We start from the raw sequence: 14,285 nt of genomic DNA on the forward strand, positions 1-14,285 counted from the left end.
TTAGAAAGAATAACGTTTTTTGGTACTTTTGGGGTACTAAAATGTCTTAAGTTAATGGGCATGGGATTTGAGCAAAAAAACCTAGAAAAAGAGAAAAATGATATCGAATATTTTTAAAACATAAGTTGAATTTGATGAATTTGGGGAATTGTAATAGTAAAGGAACTGATTAAGGTGTAAAAAACGTAGGAATTAAATATTCCCAAGTTTTTTATACATAAATTTTAGATAAATACCTTATTTTTTGAAAAAGTTGAAAGCTCAAACGAAAGTTTTTTTGGTTTGCAATTTGAATCAATATGATATTTTCCAAACCGATTTATATGCGTTGTAATGTTCCTTTTGTTTTCAAACTTACCCATTCTATTTCACTTCGAATGGCATATATACTTTACTTAGATCTCCCGTTCTTAAGTTATGTTTGATTCTTGGATATATCGTAACTTAAATACTAGGCAAAACTACTCCCCCCTAGAATATATATATATTAATATTAAACAATATTTATTTTAAAATAAAAACCTATCCGCAGATAGGTTTCATGTTTATATTTATAGTATCAACATGAATATTTTCCTAGATTGGCCCCTCATACCCAGAATCGTTTTCATATCCCATAACACTTTATCCTCCATTTTATCCAGAGTATATCTTCGTGTTATACAGAACGAAGATATTGCTTCAAACCTAAAACATAATTATTTAGGGGAATACTAAAATTAAAGAGAAATAATGAATAAGTAGTATACAATAAAAACGTGAATTATAAGTTGCCTCTATTCCTATTCTCGAAATTATGTGAATCATTGTCTGGAAACCTCTACAAAACATACTGAATGAGAGTTGATACACTTCCATACCTCCTACTATTATATAAAAAACTTCCACTTTTTGTTAAATTATCATATATCAAATAATGCACTCTAAATTTGGGAAAATAATGAGTAATATTAGTATTTCTAAATTAGAAACAGGAGTGTTAGTAAATGGATTACATACAATTAAAAAATTTACTTCAACAAAATATAGAAGGAACTATACTCAACGTTCCACTTACTTCCCTTGAATCCGGGAATATCATTACAATCGCTAAACAGTTCATTGCTGGAGAAGCTTTAAAGTTAGAAGAGATATCTGTTCAATATAAAGACCAAGATCAAAATGTGATAATACAAGGAGATATTAAGTCTTCCATCTTTTCAGATCAACCTTTATCTATTATAGTTAACCTGTTTTTTATAAACAATAATCTTGAGGCTACTTTCAAATTTTTAAACTTCTCTAATCAGTGGAATTTGGAATCTTTTCTTCCAGAGCTTCATGGTACCTTTTTGGGAAAGGTAAAACTCCCTAATCCGCAGCTACTATTGGATTCTCAATTGTTAAATAAAATACAAATGAATCTTTCATCAGAGAATAGCCATATAATACCTGTCCCTCCGTTAAACTTAGAGATATCTAATATGGCAGCTAAACTAGAAGTAACCAATCCTGTTGATTCAGTCCGTCAGATATCGGCGGATATAAAAGGAGAGTATATTTTAACAGGTATGCAAGGTGGAGAAGTTTCTTGGAAGGGTACAATTTTGTTTGATACCATTTCTAATGGAACAGAATCCGGTTTCGCATTTGGAATGCATTTCCCACAATCATGGGTACCAGTTGCAGTCAATAGCGTTCTTGAACCTATACTTGATAAATTTGGCGTCTCAATTGATTTCGAAGATTCTGGGTTGCTTATATCCAATTTAGAAAATGTATCTACTCCACCGCATTTACAATTGGCACCCAGTATTCCTATTCAATTGCAAAAAGGAACGACTTTTTTCTCCACAATCTCACTAAAAGGGAAGCTTTTTCGAGTGTTTAAACCTATCTTCGGAGACTTAGGGGCATTTACCTTAGCTGCAAATTTGAATGCTGACATTCGTAACAATCCGATTACAGTAAAATTGCTACAAGATCCCAAAACGAAAGGTAATCTTCAATTTTCCGGATTTCGCGTTGTTATTTCTCCAGAGAACAAGACCATTAAGCTTGCTGGAGATGTAAGTTTAATAATTGAAAACAATCGATTAGACTTGGATTTTATAAGTGGATTAAGTACAACGGGAGACCCATCTTTATTGCTGAGCCTTAAAGATGACACATCTAAATGGGAGAATCCATTTGGAATACCCGGTATAACAATATCGGATATTGTTTTGGGAATAAAATTTACGGGTCCTATTTTTGTTCTTACTCTTGGCGGGGAAATTGTAGTAGGAGGAAATTCTCCAAGTGACCAAATTGTATTTTCAGCGGCTTTAGAATTGAAAAACGGTGAAGTACCAACTGCTTTATTTGCAAATTTACAAACTAGTCCGGCTACAAAAGAAGGAGTTACTCTTGATAGGTTGGTAAAGGCTTTCACTAGCGTAAATCTGGATTGGATACCACTTATCAAAAAAATTTCACTTAAACATATGTTACTTTGTATTGCGACTAATCCAACAGGGTTTGAATGGGACGGGAAAACCTATTATGGATTAGTCGTAGATGCAGATATCAATTTTTTTGGATTAGAAACCAAAACAGTGCTTGAATTTAACTATAAAACAGGCGTTCGAGCAAGTGCTGAACTTGGTTCTCCTATTGAGATTCAGGATGTACTCCGTATTTCAGATGCTTCCGGAACAAAGGGTCCAATTATAATGATTGATACTACCGAGGCGAATGGAACTCCGGAGCAGAAAAAATATTTTTATTTATCTGCTGCGGTTTCCTTATTTTCATTACATCAAGAAATTGAAATAGTTGTAATAGAAAATGGTTTTTCCTTTAATCTTAAGTATAGCCTTGGGACTATCGCTGATTTTATTTTGTCCTGTACCCTCGAAGGGAAAGAAAAACTAACAGCCACCGCTACATTACAGTTTACCATTAGCGATATAAAAATCCAGTGGGAGAAAATTTCCCTCAATCTTAATGTATCTGTAACCGCTGATCTTGACGTAAAAGTAACTCCAAATGAGTTTGTCTTGGGAATGGATGCGAGATTCTCTATTTTTGGAAATAGCTTCACTATTTCTTTCTCTTTAAACAAACGTCTAAGTGATTTAAAAGAATTACCGACTTTACTTATTAGTGATATTAAAGATAAAGGATGGGATTATTTAAAATCTCAATTATCTGACCCAGGTGAATTTCTCAAAATGTGCAAAGAGGGTATTGTGGAATACGCAGGAGAACTCGGAGAATTACTAAAAGATTCATTCAAGGATATATCTGTTGAAAATGCGGCCAAAGCATTCCAACATGCAGGGTATGAAGTTGACCAGGCAATTGATCAACTTCAGAAATCATTCGGTCCTGCTCGTGAGCAGATGACAGCACTATTAAAGAATGCAAATTTCACTGTGATTGAAATAGCTTCTGGGCTCAGTAATAAATTAGGTTTCACTGACGAAGACATTCTCAAGCAACTGAAAGAAATTCACTTCCCTTCATTGGATATTGGAAAAGCGATGCAATCTGTCTTTGATTGGGATAGTAACAAATTGACAGATAGAATGAACCTTAGTGGATTTTCTGTTCAAGATGTTGCCTCTGTTGCACAAGAGTTGTTCCAACTTAACAACAATGAAATTGCCACGGTATTAAAAAATGCTGGATATTCCATTACTGAGATCAATGATGCATTTCAAGAAGTATTTCATTTAGATAAGAATAGTATTGTAGGGGCCTTGCATGTTGGTGGTTTTTCCGCAGAGGAGCTTACTGATTTATGCCAGGATGTTTTCGATATAAAAAATGCTGTGGATGTTGGTGATATGCTTGAAAGAGCCGGAGTTACTCAGGTTCACATTGAAAATGTAATTAAAGTGAAATTTCCTGACGCCGTCACTAAATGGACACCTCAGACTTCTGTCAATAAAGCTGTAGATTATGTTAAATCAAAGATTAAGATTAAGAAGCCTTTTTAATTCTTTCATCACTAAGCATGCGCTTTTGAGCATGCTTTTTTTATCAATTTTTGTATATAAAATAATTATTGCGATTATCCATGAATTCTAAAGGAACAGTAATACAGATAGAAAAAGTCCCCACCGCCAAGTAGAGAAGGGCTTTTCCAGGTAAACTACGATAAAAGAAAGGTTGATTCTAGGATGGCACATACCTATCTAAAAAATCCTAACAGGGGTACCATACATGTCCATCAAGCTAAGGCTAGGTCTTCCTTGAACTTCCGTTCTCGTTGCCTACATGCTTGATATTTTGTTTATTTGTTTTTAAAAATACGCATTCAAAATAAACCGTATTAAGGTGTATTTTTAAAGGGTATGTAATTTTCTTATTTAGATTGGATACAGTGCACTGATAAACATAAAGTATCAAAGACTGTCTTTTTCTCATATCGATGGGGTTCCCGTCCATTTTTCTGTAAGAGGTTAAACAGACGAAGAAAAATTTTAATAATTCTTGGGTGTCTTGTTGTATAGCTTCAAATACTAAGTACAGATAATCTTTAAATTAATAAACTCCCATTATTGTAAATATATTATTCAAAACATAATTAAACATACATTAGCAAGTAATTAAAAAATAAATTTCATGTAAACTTTTAATAGGAGGAACATATGAAGGCTAAAGAACTTATTGAAATTGTAGAAAATGAATGTTGAATATTCCCTGCTGAAATCATTAAATAATTTTGAACTATAGATTATAGCAGAGAATCGAAAAAAATATTTCGTATAGTAATTCAATTAATTAAACATTAACAGTAATAGAAATACCAAAAGTCTTTTGAATCACACCACAAAAGCTAGGTGTAAATATTAGGTAGTTCCCAAGTGGCAGCTGCGGTATTGAATCTCACTCGCGTCGTTTAATCTTGCCTTAATTCATTTGCAATTCTAATAATAAATATAACTCTCAAATTTTTGTTTAATGTGCTCATTGAAGAATGTTTCATTTAATAGCATAGATTTCACCTTATTTCCTTGAAAACGCCCCTTAATTGTACAAAAATGTAAACTTTCGCTGTACTACATTCATTTCGTACCTGAAATCAGTATTTTAAATCTTTATGTTTTTCAAAAGAAATCTTCTGTTGGAAAAAGATCAAGAATAAAACTATAACATTTTATTTTTTCTTTCTAACTTGTTTCTTTTCAAAATATGTAATACTTCCTAAATATAAAAACAATCGATTAAATGTAAAAAGATGAATCCAAATGAAGACACTCCCCATTAATGAAACAATCGTTGTTGGTAGGCCACTTAGTAAGAACCGTAAAAATTGATTTTCGTATGAAGCACCACCATACCTATTCCAATAAAAAATAAATAAACAAATTAGCAATAAAAACGAAAACAATATGTGCCCTTTTGCAACAGACTCATTTCTCCACTGCTCGAAGCTGGAACCATAAAAATAAACTAAAGCAAAGCCAAAGCAGATAATTAATAGAATCATGATAATCCTTACCGTCATGCTTAGTTTAAAAGTTCTAAAAAACCTCTGGCTAGCAGCGTTAAGAATTTCTTCATAATAGGAATCAGTAATTGAAGATGAGACCCACTTTTCCATCTTAAAAAACTGATATTTCTTCTCTCTTAAAGATGTATTACTAATTAAATTTTTAATGTTTGTTATTTCGAATTGATATTCACTCATTTTATAACCATCTAGCATGAGGGAATACGCTTCCACTTCTGAAAAAGAATCTAAATCCGTCCTGACCTTCGAAAGAGAATCTTGTATTTTTTCATTAATACCAAAGGTTTCAGAAGATGGCTCAGTTTTACGCGATATTGTTTTATCGTGAAGTTTGTGATTTTTATCAAAATAGGAAATCTCTTTAATGGGTAATCCTTTTTTTAAGTGTAAAAGAGCGACATTATCTGAGTGCTCTTTTATAATCATTGAAAGTTGTTGCTCACGTATACGATCCATAAAAATACCATTAGTTCGTTTTAAAACACTAGGTATCTCGATACCAGGCTCTTTTTCATCGTTTAGTTGTCCAGATGCATCACTAATGATAAAATGGGTACATTTTAATTCATCATTCAATACCCCAATCACGCCTTGGTTATCATGTGCACCACCATCAACTAATTGGACACGTACCCCTTTATCATAAAGACCACTGATAGCAAGTGGTGTAAAAACACCCGGAAGACATGCTGAAGCAGCAACTGCCCATCCTAGCTCAAAACATCCATGTCTATATACATTCTCATATGATTTTACTGGTTTAAGCCTGATGTTCTTATCAATTGTCTCATCTAACTCTACTAAATTTGTCTCTCCCATATTCTCTGCACTAAAATGCCAATTATGTCCATCATTTAAAACCGTAGCGTTCATTACTAAAAGGGGTACTTTTGTTTTTCGTCTTCCATTTCCCATAATTGGATTAAAAGTAGTGTCTTCACCTAGCGGATTTATTTTTAGATCCTTCATTTTTATTGGAATATTATTATTAGGATTAAGTACTCTGCGGTATAAATATTTATCATATAGCTCACCAATATAATCACTTCGAGAATAATTGGGTAAACTCATTCTTAAGTTTTTGAATGGGTTAAGAAAAGTACGTAATCGAAAATTACATTGAACAGATTTAAGAAAATCAATTTCAATTTTCGCTATGATTTCTTGATAATCTTCATCTCTAATTTGATCATCTGTTTTCTGTTCGAGTAATTTCTTTATATGAAGATAGTATAATGCTCCAATTATAGAACCACCCGATACAGTAGAGATAATTTCTACATAACGAAGTAATCCTAGATTAGCCAATTTCGCGAGTACTCCAAGATGAAAAAAAGCAGCACGAAATCCCCCACCCGAAAGAGCTATCCCAAGTTTGTCCCTTTTATCTTCTAGCACTATGATAAACTTCCTTTCCTTTAAGAAATTGTTTTTTAAACATCCTATCTCTATATTTCCTTTCCTTCTGAATTTTATACTCAAATAGACAGTTCAATAATATTTATCTTTTGGGTAGGCGCATTTTTTTAGCAAATAGTTATACAAACTATTCATATAATTCTATCTATTTTTCCCTTTATTATAAAAACAAATAAGTACACCGTCTTATACGAACAGATAGGTGTACTTATCTTCTAATTCTTATGCATTTTTTATGTTCAAATCCCTCTACTTTAATATTTACAACATTTTTCAATATATGTATAGGATCGTCACTCCTAGTTTTTTGGTTAAAGCATGCTAATCAAGTTTCTAGTTCCATCATCAGTTGTTTACTTACATTAGAATCTCTAGGAAGTTAAATATATCAAGAATTAAGGTATCAAGAATTGTTGTGTGGTACATTAGGGTAGTACCACACATCCTTAAGTTGATGGATGTGTGCCGTACCCCCATTGTATAAAATGTACTTGAAATTAATATCATTAGATTTTTTTAATCTTGTACTTTAATTTAGCTATTGGGTATTATTATTACACTCTTCTGCAGGTTTTATGGCATGTCCTTGTTCATCAGTACACCAAGATTGAGACTGAAAAGCTAAGAAAATTCCTACCCATTTATTTTTACTTTCATCATCTTCGTTTTCAAAATGTATAAGTAATGCGCCATCCTGCCATATTCCATCATCACTTTGCCATTTTTTTAGATTCCCTTGATTCATATGAATATCATGGATTCCGTTACCAGGATAAAAACCAAAATATTTATCTTCTTTCGATTCGTTTTCCCATATATCACCAAACGCATATATGTTAGCTTGTTTATCTTTTGCCTTCTGTATATAATTACTTAAATTATCATATAAATCATTATCTGGTCCTACTTCCTGATTAGGAAGTGGAATCATTTGTTTACTATCAAATAAATTACCACGAATGAAATCAATACCAATTTCAGGAGTATTATTTTTAATACGAGTAAAACCTTCTGGAAGTCCAGGTAAGTGAGTGATTTCTTCCGAATTAAAATCATCACTCGCAAAATATAATACTTCAGATGGATGAGATGGTGAGACAACATTGACTGTAATGCGGTATTTTATTCCATTACTATCTTGAATAAGAATTAGTAAAAGCTTTTTGTTTTCACTAATTTTAGCTTCCTTGACTTTTCCTTTTAATAATCCGTAATTTCTTAAAGGCATATTTGAACCTCCTTCATACAATCCAAAAACAAGTTGTATGTAATTAATGCCAGCAAATTATATTTTAAAATTAATAGTGCTTAAGTATATCTATTCTATTAACTCTAAATTTATTTTTAAATATTTATAATTGAAACCATGACATTAATTAGATTTACTCATCAATTTTATAGAATATAACATTTTTTTACTAATAAGTAATTTTAAAATAAGTTCATTAGAATTTTTGATATGAAACTGTATATAATTAGATAAATATTAAAAAGTTCCATTGAAAAATCATTTAGATTTGTAAATAACATTCTATATTCTTTGTGTAGGGGAGACCATGATTTTTACTTTTTATTTCTTTTCTTTCGCTTTTTTTCTTTTCGTTTATTTCTTCTTTTCTCATGATTTTTCTTTTTCTTTAATTTTTTTTTTTTCTTTTGTTTATTCCCTTTACTCTTACCATTATTTCTCTCTTTTTTTGGACACTGCCCACTAAAATCTAATTTTTCACCAGTATGATTACATTCCTCTGGAGGCTTTATGGCATGTCCTTGTTCATCAGTACACCAAGATTGAGACTGAAAAGCCAAGAAAATTCCTACCCATTTATTTTCATTTTCATTATCTGCGTTTTCAAAATGTATAAGTAATGCGCCATCCTGCCATATTCCATCATCACCTTGCCATCTTTTTAGATTCCCTTGATTCATATGAATATCATGGATTCCGTTACCAGGATAAAAACCAAAATATTTATCTTCCTTTGGTTCATCTTCCCATATATCACCAAACGCATATATGCTAGCTTGTTTATCTTTTGCCTTCTGTATATAATTACTTAATTTATCATATAGATCATTATCTGGTCCTACTTCCTGATTAGGAAGTGGAATCATTTGTTTACTATCAAATAACTTACCACGAATGAAATCAATACCAATTTCAGGAGTATTATTTCTGATACGAGTAAAACCTTCTGGAAGTCCAGGTAAGTGAGTGATTTCTTCCGAATTAAAGTCGTCACTTGCAAAATATAATACTTCAGATGGACAAGCTTGTGATGCCACATTAATTGCAATTCGATATTTTATTTCATTATCATCTTGAATAAGAACTTCTAAATGTTTTTTGTCATCACTAATTTTAGTTTCCTTGACTTTTCCTTTTAATACACCATAGTCGTTTACAGGCATGTTTGTTTCCTCCATAAGTAAAAAATAAAATCAATTCTATAATCCCACCTTCAAAGTGCATTTATACTTGTAAAAAATAACAGGTTTATTATTGATAGCATTTGTTTCAATTGGTACACCAAGTTCATGGATACCTTTAATCATTTGACTTTTCCCTTGCTGAACTCCTTCTTGAATACCTTCTTTTTTACCTTCATTATGAGCATGAGCGAACTTAGCAGCCTCATCCATGATAGCTTTTACCCTTGCTTCATACGCTTGTCGGAAAGAAGAATCTTGACTCATACGTTCCCATTTATTCATTACTTTTTGTGAAATTGGATCTTGGTTTATTGCGATATCCTCCAATGTTTGGGTTAAGTGTTCATCTTCATTCGCTGGTAGTTAATATCTTTTTAAGGATAGATAAGATTTAAATCCGATTTGCTGCATGATTTGTTTAGGAGCATTGTTCCCTTGAATACATCTTAAAATATAGGTATTTCGAAAATGTTGAGCAGAAATTCCCTTTCGGAGATTAGCACGTTTTACTTCTAAACGAATCATTTTTTGTATTGAGATTTCGGTTAAAAATTTTGGTGTATCATCCTCATAGCTCCAGTGATATGTCCCCCGGGTAAAATCAAAAGCAACAAATAGTGGATCATTGCTGTGATATTTAGGACGTACAGGTTCAGGGATAGTTTTATAGTAATTGTATAGGTATAATTTATCTTCTTCCTTCAAATGAATGATTCTATTTACTTTTGAGTCTTCAGGAATGGATAAAGTATTATTTTCGAAATGAACGTGTACCATTCGTAAAGAAACAAGTTCTTTCAAAGATAATCCATAATCCAACAGTAATGTAACGATAGAAACATTCTGCTCTAAGATCATTGGGCGTGCGAATCGTTGTTTTTCTGTAAGGCCTTCTAGTGAAGAAATGACGTCCTTTAAGCGCGCTTCTTCCTGGAAAGAAACGAAATCCTCCCTACGTAATGCTCGATTAGGTGGATTTAAATGAATAGTCCCTTCGATTGGGCTTGGTAAATCTAAGTATTCGTACAGCCTATTTAAAACAATATATATACGGTGTACAGTTTTATCGGAGTATTGACGATTTTCTTTTAAATAGTTAAAAAATGATTCGAAATCTTTTTTCTGTAGTGATTCCCAAATAGTGTCGTTAGTAAACCTTTTTGATCTATGCAGCCATTGAATGAAACTTTCCACATCATAGATATATCGTTTAATTGTAGAAGGCTTTCTTCCTTTGTTTAATAAATAAGAAGAGAAGTCTTCTATTGTATGTTGGGTCTCTTTTGTAGTCATGCTAAATTTTTCACTCCTTATCCTCATACCGGTTCCGTTGCAAAGTTTTTTAAATGAAGCTAAACTGTAGGGAAATTGTACTAAGGAGTATGATACATGAGATATTTTAAAGGAAAACAGTTCAATAAAGACATTATTTTAGTAGCCGTTGGCTATTACTGTCGTTTTTCTTTAAGCTATCGTGATGTATCTGAAACTTTGAAAGAAAGTGGTGTTTCAGTTCATCCTACAACAATTATGCGATGGGTTCATGAATATGGAAATATCATCTATCAAATTTGGAAGAAGAAAAACAAATCTGCACACCCTGTTTGGCATTTAAATGAAACTTACATCAAAGTGAAAGGGGACTGGCGCTATCTATATCGTACAATGATGGAGATGGTTATACTTTGGACATTCAACTTCGTAAAACGCGTAATCACAAAGCTGCATATATGTTTATGAAGCGATTAGTCAAAGTTTTTGGAGAACGAACGGTTCTCACAACAGACAAGGCTCCTGCCTTACTTTACGCTTTCAAAAAACTGAAAAGTAACGATTTTTATGTGCATACGAAACAATGCACCGTTAAGCATTTCAATAATCTCATCGAACAAGATCACCGACATGTAAAACTTAGTTTAACTATAACTATAATTTGTTAAACTGATAATCTTTTTCTTTTCATTTTATAGCGAAAAAACCCAATAATACCATAGGAAAACGCATGATATTACTGGTTTTTACGAGTTTAATATTTTAAATGTTTTGTAAAACTCGTTTGTTGAATAAAAAATCCCTTCACGAGTTGTGAAGGGGTCAGTATACATTGAAAGGGGAAGGTAATAAATATCGCCTCATCCTCTTGTTTTGAATTTGTAAGTGGTTCCAAAAAGAAGGAATCGTTGCCGTACCCCTTAAAAAACTTTGCAACAGAACCAATTTTTTTGTGCAGCTCCAGACTCAAATTCAAACATATCCCCTCCTTAAATGCTAAGGAGGGGGATTAGATATGTATACGTATTTTCGCAACACAGATAAATAAAGGAACGTCTTTCAAGGACTAGTGGAGAAAACCACTATTGTAGTTATTTCCCATGTTTTCAATCCCCCAGTTTAGGTGTGTAAATTCTGGTACAGCGAACGGTTGTCCGATAGACAGTGGTTGTGTTGTCTCAATTAGTGGGCCAACATGTGGTAAACCAGTACCTACTCTTGTAAAGTCAAAAGGATAAATCTTACGCTGAGAACGGATTAGATTAAAGAGTTGCTGCACTCGATCTCGATTTCGTTCACGAAATTGAGTTTGAAACAAAGGATGATGTGCAAGAAAGAGTGCTGAGAGCCCAGTGATATGTGGAGCGGCCATGGAAGTACCTGTATCTGGCTTAAAGGTGCCACCAGGATACGTTGATATAATTCCTACCCCAGGTCCACATACATCTACCTCTGGTCCAGAGCAACTGAAACTTGGCACAAAAATTCCATCATCTGCTGTAAATTCTGTTTGAACATTAGTTGAATCCCAAGTATATGGCTGAAGTTCCTTAAGATTACCTACTGCTGCCACCGCAAGAGTATATGGTGACGAAGCTGGATAAAACACTTTACCACCGATTTTATTGCCTGCAGAGGCAATACAAGCTATACCGTTGTTGGTAGCTAATTCGAGTTTCTGCTCTACAAAAGGATTTGATCCTGCATCAACCCCTAGACTCAAGTTGATGACATCTATTTGATTTTCTATACAATAGTTAAGCGCGTCAATTAGTTTGCTGTATCCACCTTCACCACCTGGGAATATTCGAAGGATGTGAACCTCAGCCTTTGGAGCGAAGCCACTCAGAAAGTTATTATCACTACTATAAGCAGTAATAATGCCTGCACAATGAGTACCGTGACCGATAACATCTTTGTTCCAACCGTTTACATCGGGATCACCACTAAAATCCCGACCGAGTTTAACATGTTTGAGCAAGGGATGCGAGTTATCACAGCCACTATCTATGATAGCAATTTTAACCCCAGCACCTGTTCTCTTTTCTTGAGGTACCTGGTCGAGCCCCATTAAGCGTTGTCCATAACCAAATTGGGGTTTTTCTGGGAATCCACTGATTGTTTCGGCTAGTGAGCTCAATCGTAAAGTGTTGATAGAATCATTAGATAGTTCAGGATTTTCAAGATAAACATCCCAGTAACTGTCTTGAGCCACAGCTCTTAGAAAACGTGGAGGTTTAGAGCTGAGTGTTTTAAGTTCAAGTTCAACTTCGCCTTTCTCGTTGGTTAATCCTTGGACTGGGAATGCATCAAACGCTAGTTGAACGGTAACATCGGAAAGAGGCTTGTCGCCTTCACCTAGGATTTGAAATTGGAATTTTCGTACAATCAGATTGGCCATTGATGAGAAGGTCCTTAATTCCGGGGTTGCAAGGGTCTCAGCATAATCTAACGGTTTATCCTCGGTGAGTAACAATTGTGCAGGCAGTGTTCTCATCAGGAGTTCAGCACGGTCGGGTTCGATACTAGCCACAACTATTGAGTTATCCTCACCTGAGCCCAATGTCTGGACCGCATCAATTCGACGAACGACATCAATTCCTAGCATCTTCAGGGTTTGGTCAATATTTTCTGCGGACATAGGCTGTACGCCTGCCATTTTGCGGGAACCAATTAAATAGTTGCGACGTTCACTTTTCAGTTTTATCATATGTTTATTTGGTGCCATCAGTCAACATCACCCTTCTCTTCTATTTTTTACTTTTTTGGTGACTACAGAGGCTGGAGCGGCATATCAGATGCAATCACGATACGGTCACCAAAAATAACCTGTAGTGTTTCTACTGTTCCTATACTTGCACGAATTACAACTATCTCATCGTCTATCATACGTACAATCTGAACATCAGGTTTCTCCCGTAGCAACTCAATTAACTCCTTGATTACTTGATTTTTTATGAAGGAATCAGAACCGGCCCCGGACACAAGCCATTGCCCGACGCTGGAGCCTTCCAAAGGAAATTGCATAATATTTTAACCTCCCGTCTTTCAATTATCAAAGCTGTGTGTCTCGGTAGCCAGGTATAATAGTGATTCTATATCAAGCAATAATCAATTTTCTATTACAACATTCATCCTTAGGATATAAATTATCCCAAAGCTGTGGGTGCAGTGGTTGCTCAGTACTCAATAGCATCTTGGAGGTAGGTTACGTATTACATTACCTAAATAATTTCCAGTATTTAAAGGCATCATGGGACTAGTACCTAGAGGTCTCATTGGATCAGCATATTGCATACCAGGGCCAGCTTGCAATCTTTCAATAACCTCTTTAGCTACATCTTTAAGCACAGGCACAAGAAATTCTAACCACTGTGGTTGTAGTGTTTGTCCTGCATTTAAAGGCATCATTGGTCCTGTGTGTTGCATGCTAGGGCCAGCTTGCAATCTTTCAATAACTCTTTTAGCTACACTTTTAGCTATATCTCCTAGGTCATCCCAAAAACCCAGTGGTTGTAGTGTTTGCCCTGCATTTAAAGGCATCATTGGTCCTGTGTGTTGCATACCAGGGCCAGCTTGCAATCTTTCAATAACTCTTTTAGCTACACTTTTAGCTATATCTCCTAGGTCATCCCAAAAACCCAGTGGTTGTAGTGTTTGCCCTGCATTTAAAGGC

Annotated in this window: 7 protein-coding genes and 4 pseudogenes; 2 read left to right on the forward strand and 9 right to left on the reverse strand. The window is 34.0% G+C overall.

Annotated features, from left to right (window positions below; genetic code table 11):
- Nucleotides 1–986: 986 nt before the first annotated feature.
- A complete protein-coding gene (locus ACTFR3_RS27810; RefSeq protein ID WP_440045062.1) occupies nucleotides 987–3,965 on the forward strand; it encodes a hypothetical protein in 2,979 nt (992 codons plus the stop codon).
- Nucleotides 3,966–4,333: 368 nt separating this feature from the next.
- Here ACTFR3_RS27810 and ACTFR3_RS27815 read toward each other — a convergent pair.
- The 6 genes and pseudogenes from ACTFR3_RS27815 to ACTFR3_RS27840 form a co-directional block, all read right to left on the reverse strand.
- Nucleotides 4,334–4,509 (reverse strand): annotated as a pseudogene (locus ACTFR3_RS27815) (IS4 family transposase); the annotation flags it as partial.
- A gap of 619 nt (nucleotides 4,510–5,128) precedes the next feature.
- Nucleotides 5,129–6,883, reverse strand: a complete 1,755-nt coding sequence (locus tag ACTFR3_RS27820) for a patatin-like phospholipase family protein (protein ID WP_440045063.1) — start codon at nucleotides 6,881–6,883, stop codon at nucleotides 5,129–5,131.
- Nucleotides 6,884–7,442: 559 nt separating this feature from the next.
- Nucleotides 7,443–8,132: a DUF2278 family protein gene (locus ACTFR3_RS27825; RefSeq protein WP_440045065.1), complete on the reverse strand. Its 690-nt coding sequence runs from the start codon at nucleotides 8,130–8,132 to the stop codon at nucleotides 7,443–7,445.
- A gap of 500 nt (nucleotides 8,133–8,632) precedes the next feature.
- Nucleotides 8,633–9,316, reverse strand: a pseudogene (locus ACTFR3_RS27830) (DUF2278 family protein); the annotation flags it as partial.
- 36 nt (nucleotides 9,317–9,352) lie between these two features.
- A pseudogene (locus ACTFR3_RS27835) lies at nucleotides 9,353–9,700 on the reverse strand (hypothetical protein); the annotation flags it as partial.
- Nucleotides 9,701–10,630, reverse strand: a complete 930-nt coding sequence (locus ACTFR3_RS27840; RefSeq protein ID WP_440045067.1) for a tyrosine-type recombinase/integrase — start codon at nucleotides 10,628–10,630, stop codon at nucleotides 9,701–9,703.
- Between the two features lie 237 nt (nucleotides 10,631–10,867).
- On the opposite strand from ACTFR3_RS27840, the pseudogene ACTFR3_RS27845 reads away from it, so the two are divergent.
- Nucleotides 10,868–11,277, forward strand: a pseudogene (locus ACTFR3_RS27845) (IS6 family transposase).
- 398 nt (nucleotides 11,278–11,675) lie between these two features.
- Here the strand turns inward: ACTFR3_RS27845 and ACTFR3_RS27850 are convergent.
- From ACTFR3_RS27850 to ACTFR3_RS27860, 3 genes are all read right to left on the reverse strand, one after another.
- Nucleotides 11,676–13,337 carry a S8 family serine peptidase gene (locus ACTFR3_RS27850; RefSeq protein ID WP_440045069.1) on the reverse strand — a complete coding sequence of 554 codons (1,662 nt, stop codon included), beginning with the start codon at nucleotides 13,335–13,337 and terminating at the stop codon, nucleotides 11,676–11,678.
- A gap of 44 nt (nucleotides 13,338–13,381) precedes the next feature.
- Nucleotides 13,382–13,534: a hypothetical protein gene (locus ACTFR3_RS27855; RefSeq protein ID WP_440045071.1), complete on the reverse strand. Its 153-nt coding sequence runs from the start codon at nucleotides 13,532–13,534 to the stop codon at nucleotides 13,382–13,384.
- Nucleotides 13,535–13,795: 261 nt separating this feature from the next.
- A partial coding sequence (locus ACTFR3_RS27860; RefSeq protein WP_440045072.1) for a hypothetical protein occupies nucleotides 13,796–14,285 on the reverse strand: 490 nt, incomplete at its 5' end.

It is taken from the genome of Bacillus cereus group sp. MYBK14-1 (genome assembly GCF_051916885.1).
Taxonomy (GTDB): Bacteria; Bacillota; Bacilli; order Bacillales; family Bacillaceae_G; genus Bacillus_A; species Bacillus_A cereus.

Excerpts from the sequence above, each read along its gene's own strand:
- ACTFR3_RS27810 (WP_440045062.1), top strand. The coding sequence starts at position 987 with ATGGATTACATACAATTAAAAAATTTACTTCAACAAAATATAGAAGGA.
- ACTFR3_RS27825 (WP_440045065.1), bottom strand. The coding sequence starts at position 8,132 with ATGCCTTTAAGAAATTACGGATTATTAAAAGGAAAAGTCAAGGAAGCT.
- ACTFR3_RS27840 (WP_440045067.1), bottom strand. The coding sequence starts at position 10,630 with ATGACTACAAAAGAGACCCAACATACAATAGAAGACTTCTCTTCTTAT.
- ACTFR3_RS27850 (WP_440045069.1), bottom strand. The coding sequence starts at position 13,337 with ATGGCACCAAATAAACATATGATAAAACTGAAAAGTGAACGTCGCAAC.